Source organism: Candidatus Gracilibacteria bacterium (assembly GCA_041658685.1).
Classification (GTDB): domain Bacteria; phylum Patescibacteriota; class Gracilibacteria; order UBA1369; family UBA12473; genus JBAZZS01.
On record JBAZZS010000001.1, the window covers coordinates 187,960 to 202,898 of the forward strand.

The 14,939-nt window shown below is 48.1% G+C and carries 12 protein-coding genes; 6 read left to right on the forward strand and 6 right to left on the reverse strand.

From position 1 onward, the window contains the following. The first annotated feature begins 63 nt into the window (after positions 1–63). The 4 genes from mnmA to WC882_00745 all read left to right on the forward strand — a co-directional run bounded on the left by mnmA (position 64) and on the right by WC882_00745 (position 4,343). On the forward strand, positions 64–1,164 hold the full coding sequence (gene mnmA / locus WC882_00730; GenBank protein MFA5842192.1) for a tRNA 2-thiouridine(34) synthase MnmA: 1,101 nt from the start codon (positions 64–66) through the stop codon (positions 1,162–1,164). 256 nt (positions 1,165–1,420) lie between these two features. Then, positions 1,421–2,599, forward strand: a complete 1,179-nt coding sequence (locus tag WC882_00735; GenBank protein MFA5842193.1) for a class D sortase — start codon at positions 1,421–1,423, stop codon at positions 2,597–2,599. Between the two features lie 235 nt (positions 2,600–2,834). Then, positions 2,835–4,163, forward strand: coding sequence for a hypothetical protein (locus tag WC882_00740; protein MFA5842194.1), 1,329 nt, complete (start codon positions 2,835–2,837; stop codon positions 4,161–4,163). Positions 4,164–4,181: 18 nt separating this feature from the next. Then, positions 4,182–4,343, forward strand: a complete 162-nt coding sequence (locus WC882_00745) for a hypothetical protein (protein MFA5842195.1) — start codon at positions 4,182–4,184, stop codon at positions 4,341–4,343. Between the two features lie 54 nt (positions 4,344–4,397). Here the strand turns inward: WC882_00745 and WC882_00750 are convergent, their stop codons facing one another. Then, entirely contained in the window at positions 4,398–6,347 is a 1,950-nt protein-coding gene (locus WC882_00750) for a hypothetical protein (GenBank protein MFA5842196.1), read from the reverse strand. A gap of 21 nt (positions 6,348–6,368) precedes the next feature. Continuing rightward, positions 6,369–6,779, reverse strand: a complete 411-nt coding sequence (locus tag WC882_00755) for a hypothetical protein (GenBank protein ID MFA5842197.1) — start codon at positions 6,777–6,779, stop codon at positions 6,369–6,371. Between the two features lie 68 nt (positions 6,780–6,847). Here WC882_00755 and ligA point away from each other — a divergent pair, with 68 nt between their 5' ends. Then, positions 6,848–8,911 carry an NAD-dependent DNA ligase LigA gene (gene ligA / locus WC882_00760; protein ID MFA5842198.1) on the forward strand — a complete coding sequence of 688 codons (2,064 nt, stop codon included), beginning with the start codon at positions 6,848–6,850 and terminating at the stop codon, positions 8,909–8,911. On the opposite strand, the gene WC882_00765 is transcribed toward ligA, so the two are convergent. The 3 genes from WC882_00765 to WC882_00775 all read right to left on the reverse strand — a co-directional run bounded on the left by WC882_00765 (position 8,908) and on the right by WC882_00775 (position 13,079). Then, positions 8,908–10,206, reverse strand: coding sequence for a Mur ligase family protein (locus tag WC882_00765; GenBank protein ID MFA5842199.1), 1,299 nt, complete (start codon positions 10,204–10,206; stop codon positions 8,908–8,910). The genes ligA and WC882_00765 overlap by 4 nt on opposite strands. A gap of 180 nt (positions 10,207–10,386) precedes the next feature. Then, entirely contained in the window at positions 10,387–11,892 is a 1,506-nt protein-coding gene (dnaX, locus tag WC882_00770; GenBank protein MFA5842200.1) for a DNA polymerase III subunit gamma/tau, read from the reverse strand. A gap of 86 nt (positions 11,893–11,978) precedes the next feature. Then, on the reverse strand, positions 11,979–13,079 hold the full coding sequence (locus WC882_00775; protein ID MFA5842201.1) for a glycosyltransferase: 1,101 nt from the start codon (positions 13,077–13,079) through the stop codon (positions 11,979–11,981). Between the two features lie 105 nt (positions 13,080–13,184). Here WC882_00775 and WC882_00780 point away from each other — a divergent pair, with 105 nt between their 5' ends. Next, a complete protein-coding gene (locus WC882_00780; protein ID MFA5842202.1) occupies positions 13,185–13,715 on the forward strand; it encodes a hypothetical protein in 531 nt (176 codons plus the stop codon). Positions 13,716–13,747: 32 nt separating this feature from the next. Here the strand turns inward: WC882_00780 and WC882_00785 are convergent, their stop codons facing one another. Continuing rightward, entirely contained in the window at positions 13,748–14,905 is a 1,158-nt protein-coding gene (locus WC882_00785) for a glycosyltransferase family 1 protein (protein MFA5842203.1), read from the reverse strand. Between the last annotated feature and the right edge of the window lie 34 nt (positions 14,906–14,939).

The window sequence follows — 14,939 nt, forward strand, 5'->3', positions numbered from 1 at the left end:
TAATAAAGGATTATCTCATGAGATTTGGAAAGATGCAAATTTTGTTAAAATGTCCTGACACATATGTCCAAAATTAAGAGGAAGAAAATTGCGGTGCTTGTGTCAGGCGGCGTTGACAGTGCTGTAGCACTGGCTTTGTTGAAAAAAGAAGGGCATGACGTGACCGCGTTTTATCTTAAAATTTGGCTTGAGGATGAGCTTGCGCACTTGGGTTCGTGTCCGTGGGAGGAGGATTTGGCCATGGTCCATGCGGTGTGTGAAAAAGTCGGAGCCCCATTACAAATCGTTTCACTCCAGCAGGAGTATTGGGACGAAGTGGTGCGTTATACGGTGGAAGAAATTCGTCGCGGACACACTCCGAATCCGGACATGTTGTGTAATCAGCGTGTGAAATTCGGAAAATTTTACGACAAAATCGACTCAAGTTTTGAAAAAGTGGCGACCGGGCATTATGCCGGAGTGGAGGAAAAAGCGAATAAATTTTGGCTCAAACGATCACCGGATCCGATTAAGGATCAAACGTATTTTTTGTCTTACTTGAGCCAAAAACAATTGGGTCGGGCAGCGTTTCCTCTTTGCCCTTACACCAAAAAAGAGGTGCGTGAGTTGGCGCACGACATGGATTTACCAAATCAAGCGCGCAAAGACAGTCAGGGCATTTGTTTTTTGGGAAAAATTCCGTTCAGTGAATTCATCAAACACCATTTGGGCGAAAAAACCGGGGATTTGATTGAGATGGAGACCGGGAAAAAAATCGGGGAGCATCAAGGGTTTTGGTATTACACCATCGGACAGCGGCACGGCTTGGATTTGAGTGGCGGCCCGTGGTTTGTGGCACAAAAAGACATTGAGAAAAACATCGTTTATATTTCGAAAAACTATCATTCGGAAGATAAAAAACGCGATCATTGCGCGGTACGCGATTTCAATTGGATCGGGTATGAGCCGCAGCTCAACACGCCACTTTCCCTCAAAGCAAAAATGCGCCACGGCGAACGTTTTTACGACGCCACAGCCACCTTTTCGGATTTAAAAACCGGCACGATCAAACTCAACGCCTCGGACCAGGGCCTTGCCCCGGGCCAGTTTGCAGCGTTGTATGATGGGGAGTATTGCGTGGGGAGCGGGGTGCAGCACGAACGAAGTGTAGTGAAGTGCGGTTAAGAAATGGTTGAACATCAGCGAATTGATGAAAATTCATCATGCGACTGAAAATGATGCATTTTTCTCAAAGTTTCTTCGCTTGCGCTCCGGAACTGTGCGCGTGCAGGCTTTTGGATTTAATTTTAGACTAAACCGAGAAAGTAATCTTTTGGTACGGTTTCTTTGAGTACCAGCTTCGTTCTTCTTGTCAAGCCCTTCCACTCCGTAAATCCCCCAAAATCTGGTATAATAATCAGATAAAAATAAACAAAAAAATATGGGAAAGTCTTATTCGGATCAGGATAGCGCGCATGAATTACGTCTTCAAGAACTTGAAAAGATGGTCGCGCGTTTTATGCAAGAAGTTCAAGAATTGGAGTCTTACGTCCAAAATAAGGTTCAAAAGATCCGCCATGCCGAAATTGAAATTCAAAAAATCAAAGAAAGCCTCAAACAAGCTGCGGTAGAAGTGGACTCTTTGGTGGTGAACCCGCCCAGTGCCGCCACGTTGCGTTCCTGGAGAAAACAAGAAACATCCAGCCTGACCGAACGTTTGGCGGACAAGTTCGCAATTTTAAAAAAACCGGTTTCTTTTCCAAAAATTTCACTCCCAAAACTCCGCGCGCCGAAATTCCATCTCCCGCGATTGCATTTTCCTCAAGTCCGACTCCCGAAATTTCACGCACCAAAGATTCGCTTTCCGCAATTTCACCTCCCCAAATTGAGCCTCAAGCCCTTTTGGACCGGCTTGCGCCACCTCACACGCGCCGCAATATTCTCTTTCCTACTCTTCACGATCGGCTTTTTCATCATGAACGCCAATGCCTATTCTCAGATCACTATGGCGTGGTTGACCCAATTTTCGGGAGCATCCACGGAAAGCCCTCTCACCGATCTCGCCGCGCAACAAGCCGCGCCGATACAAGAGTTGTTTCCGGTTTCAAATAATAAAGAAGATCAAAAACTCCAAATCCCGGATCTTAACCTTGCCGTGACCCCTCCTGACAACCGTTTGATTATCCCAAAACTCAACAAAAATATTCCAATCCTCGACACCGACCTCGCCAAGCTGGCGAACGCGGATATCAGTGTCTTGGAGGACTCGTTTCAAGAGGATTTGAAAAACGGCGTGATCCATTTCCCGGGAACCGCCAATCCGGGAGAAATCGGAAATGTGTTTATTACCGGGCACAGCTCGTATTATTTATGGGATGAGGGCGATTATAAGGATGTTTTTGCGCGGTTGAACAAGCTCGTGGTCGGGGATGACATTGTGGTGTATTACAATCAACAAAAATACACGTATAAGGTTCGCGAAAAGAGAGAAGTGAAAAAAGACGATGTCAGCATTTTGGAGCAAGGCGATGAAAAAATCCTCACGCTCATGACCTGCACGCCGGTGGGGACGAATTTGAGACGGTTGGTGATTGTGGCGGAGCAGCAGATATGAGCGTAAGCGAATGTCTCTTTCCTGTTTTACATACAGGCTTGAATCAAGGCTCATTTTTTGTATTTCGCCTGGGATAAAAAAATGCGAGGGGAGGACACTTCGCTGGCGCTCCGTGCCTAAAAGGTGAATATATACTCACCCACTGATTTTGTCACGTCAAAATGATGGTTTTGATCTGGGGAAGTGATGATTTTTGTGGTAGATTTTGGCTGATAAAAAGCATCATTTAATCTTCTTTTTTATGACTCAATCCGTACTCCAAAAAAGTTTAGATTCCGCCACGTTCTCTCCGGACGATTCTCTCCATAAAAATTTCATCGATTACGGCCGCAACGCCAAAGAATGGCTTCGCAAATGCGCCCTGCTTCTCCCGGAAATTGATCGTCGACAAATCTGGAAGAAGAAAGGATTTTCGAGCATTTTTGAATATGCGGGGAAATTGGCAGGGATGAGTCGATCGAGTGTTGAGTTGGCATTACGCGTATTGGATCGAGTTGAAAAGATGCCCGCTCTTCGCAGGGTGATCGAGGAAAAAGGAATTCAAAGCGTGCGCCCAATTGCCGCCATTGCCACTCCCGAGACCGCTGGTTTTTGGGCGGAGAAAGCAAAAATCATGAGTAAACACACGCTTGAAACGTATGTGCGCGAGTACAAAAAACAATACATGGATGACGGGAAAAATAACAGATTGGGCAGCCGCCCCGGGGCGGAGATTGAACCTGAAAAACAAATCACCATGGATCTCGCGCCCGATGTTGCCGCGGACCTCGAAAAACTCAAAGGCAAAGGCGATTGGAACAGTCTCATGCGCGAACTTTTACAACTCCGAAAAGAAAAACTTGAGGCTGAAAAACCGAAACCCGTTGAAACTTCTTCGCGCCATATCCCAGCAAAAGTAAAACAATTTACGATTGAGAAAACAAGAGGGCAATGCGCCTATCCCGGCTGTACCAAACCTTATAAAATCCTCCATCACACTCAGCGATTTGCGCTCGACCCTGTGCATGACCCCGACCGACTCGTGCCATTGTGCGAGGCGCACGAACATCTCGCGCATCACGGCCTCATTGCCAACGAACATCTCGCGCCGGAGAAATGGGAAATTTTATTGGAACCGACTTGGTATGATTTTAAACAAATTATAGATAAAAGGGTAGTGGAATGCCGAAAAAATGCGACCCTCGCTATACTTGGGTCTGCCTGAGCAAAAGGCACAAATCGTTGGCGTTATACTTATGGCAGATTAAGCAGTGCACAGGTTTTTTACGCCGCAAGCTTATTCGTCGTAGCCGGTGTAGCCGGGCTATCAACGCTTTCCAACTGTTGCAAGAGCGCCTCTTCGTTGGCTTTTTCTTTGGCCTGTTCCTCACTTTCCGCTTGTTTGATTTGTTCACGTTTTTCACGTTGTTCTTTTTCTTTCCATTCGAGGACATGTTTGTCATTCAATTTGGCGAGCTCGGCTTCGTATTCCGTGTCGAGTTTGGCGAGTTGTTCTTTTTCGTGAATGAGAATGTTGCGCAACTTTTGGACCTGATCGTCGGTCATGATGGGCATGATCTGGAACCAATAATCGCGTTCCTCTTGAGTCATGGATTCGGTTCCTGCCATAAGCGTGGCAAGATCCGGATATTTTTTGCGAATTTCTTCCGGAATACGCTTTTCAATATCTGTAACGCTCATTTTGGCAGCAGCACCGGTGGTTGCAGCGGGATCTTGTTGGGTTGAGGCAGGAGGGTTCATGATGGATTAGGTTAGTTAGATTATTATAACAGAAATCTTAAGAATTGGCCAGAGTGAGTGAAGTTTAAGAGCCCGCGGTTTCCGTTCCTTCGTCATCGCCGGTTGCTGTTTGAACCAGTTCTGCGGGGAGAGAGGCGACCCAAGTTGTGAGCTTATCCTGCATAAAAGACATTACGGATTTTCCTTTTTTATCCGGGTCTTCGGCACAAGCTTTTCCTCCTTGATTTTCAAAGAGATCTTTGAGAAGTTTTTCAAATTCTTCTTTATGATCGGCCTGGAATGCTTTTAATTTATCAAAAGTGTCTTGCCCCATGCCTTCAGGTTTGACTTTGGGATCTTTATAAAAAGCGTAAAGGTCCCCCATCTTCAGGCTTCGGAATATATTCGTCATCTCCTCCGCCATTTCTTTCGGAAGAAGACGAGAAAGAAGTTCGGAAGGTTTTGAGATGCTCTCGGCCCCTCCCTCTTTATTTTTTAAGGCTCTTCCCATGGCTTCCCCAAATTCTAAAATATCGCCATTTTTCCCCAAAGCACTCATCAACAAGGCCAATGCTTGAAAGGCTACCATAACCATGGCCCCCATATCCGGTGGTTTTTTGGAATAAGCATCGAGTGCTGCGGCTTGAATATCAGTGATTGATTTTGCCATGGCAGCAATTTTTTCTTCTTTTTTTTCTTCCGGGGTTTGTGCGACCGGGGTGGTTGTTTCAGCCGGGGCTACGGGAGGTGTAATTGTGGCGGCTTTTCGTGCCGATTCGGTCTGAACCTCTGTGTAAGCTTGACCCAGTTTTTGTTGTAATTGAGGAACATTGGCACTTACAGCATCTCGTTCTTTTTGGATCGCGGTCGCGACACCTAAAAATTGGGGGTCAGGGGTAGCACCTAGCCCGGTGGTCATTTTTTCGGAAAAATCATTAAAAGCTTTGGGAACAGCATCAAGTTTAAGAGCGGCTGTACGGAAATCTTGAGTTTTGAGGGCGGTTTGGACCTCGGTCCATGATTGTCCAACCGCTGCTTGCAACTCCGTAAATCCTTGGAGAAGACCTTGCTTGACTGCTTTCTTTTGAGCGTGAGGGGAAGACATCCAAAACCAGTTGGTACCCACATCAAGTCCGTCGATCGCTTGTCGAATGGATGTCAAAGCCGTCGAAAAAGGATTTTGGGTCGGGAATTGAGCCATGATTTCTTGAGCTTTTTGAGGGAGGGCGGTTGGGGCCACGGAAACCGTGGCTGTGGTGCCTTCTTGGACAGTGGGAAGAGGCGCCGTAACAGTTGGAGCCACCGTCCCGGAAACCGTGACAGCGGGAGCCTCAGAAGGGGGTGTTATTTTCGCAACCGCAGGCGCTGTTCCTGCTACTTCAATCGCTTTAAGACTTGTTTCACGTTGATTGAAAGCCGTTTGGATGCCTGGCATAAGGCGTGAGGCCTCATCCGCCAGCGCAGTGTAGGCGACTTTGCTTTCTTGTGAAAGAGGACCAATTTCGGATTTTTTGGCAATAATCATATCCATTTTACCCATAATGGCTTTTTGAGCTGCAGCGAGCAATTGACGAGTTTTTCGAAAATCTCCGGCATCCCGAGCCTGAATGGCTTCTTTTAATGTTTTTCCAATAGACCCTTTGCCTCGTTCGGTTCCAACCAAAGCGGCTAATTCTTGGCGTGCTCTCTTGATTTCATTTTGAACCGTTCCCTTCACTAAGAAATTATTGGAATCAACGGTGGCTTCAAATGCATCCAATTTTGCCCCAAATGCAACGCGAGCTCCATCAAGGGCAGTCACAATAGCTTCCGCCGCTTGATTGTCCGCTTCAGTAGGGGATCCAGCGGCTCTTTCGGTTGCTCCTACTTCAGACTCTTTGCCCACTGTTTCACGCTTTTGAACGGCGAGTCTTTGTTCTTCAGCTTTCTTTCTGACCGTTTCTGCTGCTGCATCCGTCGTTTCCGGCGCAGCCAGTTGTGCCGGCACAGCCTCCACTCTTGTATCCGGCGCATTGCTTGGTGTATCTCCTGCCATGATTTTTGTTTTTAGATTTTTTTAGATAACATATACATCCCCCAATTCTCCTTCCACGCGCTCCTTGGTCATGCGGATGTGGTGGATTTCGTTTTTGAGCTGAAAGGTGGGGACGGGATTGGCCTTCCAGAGGTTATAAATGGTTCGAAGACTGGTGAGAATGATCAGCGCGTTTTGGTCGGCTTTGCCCTTTTTGGCGTCATCGAGTTTTTCGTACATTTCTTGTTTAAGCAGAGAATCCGGGGAAAGGAGTTTGATCATGCCTTGATCAATTTTAGCGAGCACGTCGTAGAGAAATTGTTCATCCGTGGGATCGAATCCCGCGGGATCGGCCAGAGGCGCATTGAGCCGAGACTGCACTTCAGCCGGAATCGGCATGTTATCTGTGGCCGGGTCGAAAAGCGGATTGTAGGTTTGAGAACTTTTGAACATGTTGGTTTACTTTCTCATGAATAAATCCTAATATTATAGCAGAAAATTTCTCCTTAAACAACCCCGAATTGATCACCGAAGCGCAAGCCAAAACTCGTATTGAAAAGTTGCGTGAAGAAATTCGTCAGCGCAATTACGAGTATTTTGTGTTGGATGAGTCGAAGGTGAGTGAAGCGGTTCGGGATGCGTTGAAGCGAGAATTGAAGACATTGGAAGAGCAATTTCCGCAACTGATCACTCCGGATTCACCCACGCAACGGGTGGGGAGTGTGCTGTCCGGCCGTTTTGAAAAAGTGCAGCACAAGACGCGAAAATGGAGTTTGCAGGACGTGTTTTCGTCCGAGGAAATTCGGGAGTGGGGCGAGCGATTGGAGCGGTTCCTCCCCGGGGAGACGTTTGAATTTGTGTGCGAACTCAAGATCGACGGTTTGAACGTGAGTTTGTGGTACGAAGAAGGCAAGTTGGTGAAGGCCTTGACCCGCGGAAACGGTGAGCAAGGCGAGGACATCACGCACACGGCGCGAACCATTGCCGGCGTGCCGCTGGTGTTGCAAGAACCCGTGACTTTGGAAGTGTCGGGCGAGGTGTTTATGCCCAAAAAAAGTTTTGAAAAACTGAAAGGCGAATTCGCGAATCCACGCAATGCCGCCGCCGGAACCGTGCGCCAATTGAACCCTCAAGTGGCCGCGGATCGAGATCTTGATTTTTTTGCGTATTCTTTGGGTAAAAATGATCTGAAAAAGGCTCCGAAAACGCAAGTTGAAATTTTGGAACAATTTCAGCATTTGGGCCTTCGCGTGAACAAAAAATTTGAACAAAAAAAGACGCTCGAGGACGTGATCCGATTTTGTGAGAAAACAAAACGAGACGATTTGCAATACGAAATCGATGGCATTGTGATCAAAGTGAATTCACTCGACCAGCAAGAACGCCTCGGCTACACCGGCAAGGCGCCGCGTCATTCCGTGGCGTATAAATTCGCAGCAGAGCAAACCACGAGTCGCGTGCTAAACATCATTATTCAGGTGGGCCGGACCGGAGCATTGACCCCGGTTGCGATCTTGGAGCCCACGTTGGTGGCCGGGAGTACGGTTTCTCGCGCCACGCTTCACAACGAAGGTGAGCTCACCCGAAAAGATGTGCGCATTGGCGACACCGTGATCCTGCAAAAAGCCGGGGACGTGATTCCGGAGGTGGTGGAAGTGCTGAAAAATTTACGCACCGGAAAGGAACAAGTGTTCGTTTTTCCGAAAAAATGCCCGATGTGTGGAGGAGAAGTGGAGCGACCCGAAGACGAGGCCGTGGCACGTTGCAAAAATAAGGAATGCTTTGCAGTCCAACGCGAAAATATCATTCATTTTGTGTCCCGCGGAGCGCTGAATATTGATGGCTTGGGGGAGAAAATTGTGGACCAATTATTGGAAGAAGGTTTGGTGGGAAATGTCGCGGATTTATTCACTCTCACACACGATGATTTTTTAACCTTGCCGTTCTTTAAAGATAAACGAGCCGGGAACCTTATAAAGTCACTTGAAAAAGCAAAAAAAACAGAGCTTGGACGGTTATTGTTTGGGCTTGGAATTCGATTTGTGGGAGAGCAGGCGAGCGACCTTGTTTCTGTCTTTATTGAACAAAAAAATAGTTCAGAAAAAGAGGGTGGAAATTTAACGCTAAAAAAAGTGGGAGAAATCGGAGAATCCATCCTTGCGGAAGAGTGGCAAGCCATCGAAGGAATCGGGGAGCGCATCGGAAATTCTCTTTTTGAATGGTTTCACGACGAGAAAAACCAGAAATTATTGCAAGAATTGGAAGAAAACGGCGTCACTCTTAAACGTGGCGACGCAGAAATCGTGAGTGATAAATGGAAAGGCAAAACCTTTGTGATCACCGGGACTTTGTCTCATCCGCGAGAGGAAATCAAAGCCTGGATCAAGGCGAATGGCGGGCATGTGAGCGATTCGGTGAGTGCGCAAACCGACTTTCTTGTGGCTGGAGAAAATCCGGGCTCCAAATACGAAAAAGCCAAGGCCTTGGGCGTGGTGATTTTAGGAGAAAAGGATTTTCAAGATATGCCGGAGTCGGAGCAGCCGAAAAAAGAGGAGAAAGAAGAAATTCAAATAAGCTTATTCTAAAACTCCTCCAGCAATTTAAACGACCCTGTGACCACGATCGGATTGCTCTTCCCCATTTTGAGGGCTTTTTGCCACGCGATGCGGATGTTGTTGGTGAGCGCGCAAATGCCTTGGTTTTGCGGGAAAACCGCACGAATTCGCTCTTCAGCCAAGCGCGCGGGCATGTGCCGCGGGTGGTCGACTTGCGTGATAATCACCGTGTCCCCGGGCCGAAGCAATATCCGCCCGAATCCTTCAATGTCTTTATCTTCTAAAAACGCCAAAAGAAAAGTCATCGAGCGATTAGGATAAAGTTGGTCCAAAGTTCGACGCAGGGCTCGCGCCGACTCGACCGTATGCGCGCCATCCAAAATCACATCGCGATTTTCGAGCCTTTTGAGTTCAAATCGTCCCGGAAGTCGTACGCGCTGCCACAAATCAAAGATCGGTTTTTCATCAAATTCCGGGAAAAGTTGCTCCAGCGCGGCCATGGCCGTGATGGCATTGTTCACCTGATGATCGCCCAACAATCCCACCGGAATTTTCGGGAACGTGCGTTTGGGGGTTTTGAGTCGGAACGTTGAGCCTTCAAGCGATCGAGAAAGAATCGCAGCCTCATAATTCCCGGTCACGGACAAAAACGGGGAATGCTTTTGCATGCACACCGACCGTGCGAATTCGAGAATAAAGTGATCCTGATGTGCTAAAACCACCGGCGTCTCTTCGCGTACAATACCCAGTTTTTCATACGCAATCGAGGTCAGGCTGTTGCCCAAAAGCTTGGAGTGCTCTTTCTCAATCGGGCAAATCACGGAGAGAATCGGACTTTCAATCACATTCGTGGCATCCAACCGCCCGCCCATCCCGGTTTCCACCACCGCAAAATCGACATCTTGTTCGTGAAAATATTGAAGCGCGATCACGGTCAGCATCTCGAACGACGTGATGAAATCGCGGGCTTCGCCTTTGGCCATGACGTCGAGGTTAGACTGAAGTAAGGTGGCAAAAGTCTCTTTTGAAATCGCTTCGCCATTCATAAAAATGGATTCCGTGGGCTCCTTAAGATAAGGAGAAATAAAAATACCGGTGCGCTTGCCCAGGGCCTGGAGCGCGGCGCCCAAGAGCACGGCCGTGGAGCCTTTGCCTTTGGACCCGGCGATGTGAATCACGGGAAGACCTTTTTCAGGATTCCCAACCCGATCGAGAAAACGTTGGAATCGCGCCAAATCAAAAAACGTATCGGCCCGAACATCAGCGACCGGCGTCCGATCCAGGGCTTTTAATTGGTGAAATTGTTGGAGTAAGGTTTCGTACATGGTTATTGAAGAATGGAAATGGAGAGGAGTGGGTGTTTCTGAGGTCGCATTTTTAAGGAAGAGGACACGAGGATCATGCATCCGAGTGGCCGACTCCTATGCGACCGAGGGAATACCCGCTCCTTTCCAGGATTGAAATGCGAGGGATGCGGGCACTTCGTTTCGCTTCGTGCGTGGTGCCTATTCAATGAGCTCTCCCCCAAAAACCTCCAACGTGGCGTCCACGAGTTTGGCGGTTTCCGAGAGGCGGAAATCCATTTTAATCTTGGATTTAAACACATGAGCGAACGCTTTTTCAATCTCGGATTTGGCAGGCGTGGTGTTGGCTTTTTCAAGATGGAATTTGGACTGAAATTCAAATAAAACCGTTTGTCCCTCTATGGAAGAAAACACGCCGGTTTTAAACGATTGTCGGATCGAAGGTGTGGCGATTTGTTCCAAAATGCGCGGGAAATATTGCTTGAGGATCTCGGCGGAAAGTTCAGGGGCAGGTCCGCTCGCGGTTTCTATTGGGGCCGGGGCTTCTTGAGGAATGGTTTTCAGCCCATCCTTCACAGGGAGTGCTTCTTTTTTCGCGACAACCGTTTCTTCTTTTTTAGCTTTTTCGGTCGGCTCTTTTTTCCCTCCCAAAATTCCTCCGAACCATCCTGTTTTTGCCTCTTCTTCCTCGGTCAAACAAGCCTTGATCACCGCCACTTCCAAGGGCAATTCCGGAATCATCGAATAGCGCAACTCTTTGCCCGCTTCTTGAAACAATCGAACCCAGCGCAAAATGCGCACCATAACCTCTTTTTTCCCGAGTGAATCCAAAAGATGGGTTCGCAATAAATTCAAAAATTCACGCGTGAATTGAGAAAGATCCGCGCCTTCTTTGTACACATTTTGAATCTCGGCGAGCGCGACTTTGGCATCCTTTTCCTGCAACGCTTCAAACAGCGGATGAATGGAATGATGCCCTGTGAGCCCGAGCACCTGCACCACCTGAGCTTGAAGGAGTTTTCCGTCGCTCACAATCTGTTCGAACAAGCTGATGGCATCGCGCATTCCGCCTTCCGCAGACCGGGCAATGATCTTGAGCGCTTCGTCCTCGGTCTCGATTTGTTCCTGTTTGGCAATGTGGCGGAGTCGTTCCACGATCACGTCCTCTTCAATGCGGTGAAAATCGAATCGTTGGCAGCGGGAAATAATGGTTTCCGGGATTTTGTGAATTTCAGTCGTGGCAAGGATAAAATAAGCGTGCGCCGGCGGTTCCTCGAGCGTTTTGAGGAGTGCGTTAAAGGCCGGAGGCGTGAGCATGTGCACCTCATCAATGATGTAAACCTTATGAGGCGCTTGATTGGGGGCGAATTTAATTTTTTCTCGAAGATCGCGAATTTCATCGATCCCGCGGTTGGAAGCCGCATCGATTTCAATGATATCCATGAGTCGGCCTTCGTTCATGAGCGTGCAATATTCGCACTTGTTGCAGGGTTCGCCCTCCGGAGTGGGGGAGATGCAGTTGATGGCTTTGGCCACCAAACGCGCGGTCGTGGTTTTTCCCGTGCCCCGCGGCCCGCAAAACAGATATCCGTGAGATAAATGCCCGGAACGCGTAGCATTGAGCAATGTGGTCCGAATCGCTTCCTGTCCCACAAGGTTGTCAAAACTCTGCGGTCGATATTTGCGATACAGGGCAAGGTCAGCCATAAAACAAACGAGTTAATAAAAGTTTTCTAAAGCGTTCGAATCATAGCAAAAGAATGCGGCAAAGCCAATTGTCTTATTTTGGCTGTTTATTGCGATTGCATCACCTTTCGAACACACTCTTTTATCCCATCCTCAAACAACGATCGTTGAAAGCGCTCGGCCTGGCGTCGGATGTGTTTGGAATCGTAGCGGGACTCGCTGGCCAAGAGTCGGGCCAAGGCGTCTTCCATGGAGTCGATGGTCGGTTCGTTGAAAAATTCCCCGGTAAGACCCGGCACCACACTCTCGGTCACGCCGCCTTTTCCATACGCCAAAACCGGTTTGCCCGCAGCCATGGCCTCCACCGGCGCAATGCCAAAATCCTCCTCCCCGGGAAAAATAAACGCGCGGCAATTTTGAATGTATTCGCGCACCACTTCATCGGGTTTGTATCCGAGAAAATCGATGTGCGGACCGGCAAAACGCTGGAGCCGTTCGCGATCACTGCCTTCGCCAATGATGACCAGGCGTTTGCGAATTTTGTTGAACAATTGAACCGCGAGTTCAACCCGTTTGTACGGCGTTAGGGTCGAGACGATGAGGAAAAAATTCTCATGCGATCCCGTGACCTTAAATCGGTCGACATCCACGGGCGGGTAAAGCACCTCGGACGGCTGATGATAATATTTTTGAATGCGTTGTTGCACATTTTTGGAATTCGCCAGATACGAATCGACACGATCCGACGAGTAATAATCCCACAATCGGACTTTTTTCATCAACGATCGAAGCATAAACGTCTTGAGCGCGCCAATGCGCTGTTCCTCAATGTACTCGTGCGTCCAATCCCACGCGTACCGCATAGGAGAATGGCAATAACAGAGGTGTTTAGTGCCGGTGTTGGTGAGAATTCCGTGCGCGTACGCCGAACTCGAGCTGATCACCAAATCGTACCCACTGAGGTTAAAGGATTCGATCATGCGCGGCATAAAAGGGAACAGATACCGACGGCGATTTTTGATAAAGTCGGGAAGATTTTGAAGGCCGGAAGGGCGAACCCGGTCTTTGGGAAAAACATGGCCCACACGAGATTCATCGTAAAGGAGCGTGTAAATCGGGGCGTGCGGATACAGATCTGCCAGAACCGCAAGAACGCGTTCACCGCCTCCAAGTTTGACGAGAAAATCATGGACCAGGGCAACTTTCATGAGGAAACTATAACCCATGATTTGTTAGGGAGAAAAGGAAGGCCTTGACTTATTATTATTATTATTATGGGACAATACAGATGTAAATTTTAAACAATAAATATTATGGCAGAAACAGCTAAAGAAGGTGTTCGACGAATACAAACAATAGAAGATGCTAAAGAACAGGTTGATCGTTGGATTGAAGCATGGACAAAAGTCACAGACCCTGATTCTGGAAACGAAATAGCTATAAGGCCAACATTGGACATGAAAGTGGTCCCAGACACGACGGACCCAAGGGTATCTACAGTTTTTTTTAGAATTATAGTGGGGAAGGAAGGAGGATATAAGGGGCAAATAGTGGTAGAAAGAATAAGTGGTTCCATGGGGATAGATGGGAATCCGAGAAGTGGTGGGAAAGTTGCAAGGGTTTTATATGATACAAAAGAAGACAGCGAAGACAGCGAAGACAGCGAAGACAGCCGAGAAGCCGCAGTTTTTGTTGAGGCAGTTCGACGCTTTGCTGATGAAATAGAAGGGGTGCAAGGAGCAACAGAAGGGGCAGCGAATTCAGACGAAAGTTTTCCAGGAGTTGATCATTTTAAAGATAAACTCGCCCACGTAATACCTGGCGATGACGATTCCAATGGCTAAGTTAAGGTCGTTGAGTAAATCATTTTTAGGATTTAACTCAGTACCTCCCACGTCTTCTCCGCCGCCTTTTTCCATGAATACGCCTTGAGGTCTTTTGGCGTGTGTGGGGGCGGGTGGTCCGCGAGTTCGCACAAACCTTTTTCAATGGATTTCACGTCCAGCGGATCCGAAAACGCATCAATCAAGTCGCTGAGCGGCAAAAACGCCGGGATTTCAGAGGCGAGAATCGGCGCTCCGTAGCCGGCAGCTTCGAGAATCGGGAATCCAAACCCCTCAGCCAACGATGGGAACGCAAAAATGTTGGCATGCGAAAAGAGTGCGAGTTTTTCTTCTTCATCCAAATACCCGGGCATGAGGATGCCATTGGAGTTGTTTTTTTGCGCGGTTTTTAAAATTTCGGAAAATCCGGCCCCGCGTCCTCCGCCCAAGATCAATCGCCATTCGGAATGTGTTTTTTTGAATCCGTAAAACGCCTCAATTAATCGAGCGAGATTTTTTTTCGTCTCTAGTCGGCCAATAAAGAAAATATACGAATCTGAACGCTTGAGTTGAAATCGTTTGAGAATCGCGGTGATTTTTTGAGGGGAAACTTTAAGGCGCGGTCGAGAATAGCCGTGCGGGATGATCGTGATTTTCTCGGGATCGCATTTGTAAAAACGGATCAAATCTTGGGCCGTGGCTTCACTCGGAACCAGCAACCGGGAGGCGCGCTTCACCGCAAATCGCGTGGTGAAGTGGAGATATAAGCGTTGAAATAGGGGATAGGCCTGCGGAAAAGTCCGGAACGCCACATCATGAATCATGATCACGGTTTTGGTTTTACTCGGAAACGGAAGCCGGAAGGGCAAAACATGCGACGGCACAAACAAAACATCGGGAGGATTTTTTTTAATTTCGCGGGCCAGGTGGAGATGCGTCCAAAATCGTTGTCCCGGAAGTAAGCATTGAATGGATTTGGGGAGATCCTCGATGGGTTGGGGGGTGTACAAAACGATCTGGGCAACGTCCGGTGAACTTGAGCGAGGAGATTGATCAGAAGATTTCTCATTTGAATTGGGAGACTTTTGTTCTGGAGATTTTTTTTGCTTGGCGCACAGCGAAATCAGTCCCCGAATGATTTCATGGGAATACACTTCCACTCCGGTGGGGGAAGTATGCGGATAGCGGGAGGCATCGATTCCGATGAGCATGGCCCTAGTATGGCATGAGGAGCGAATGGGATCA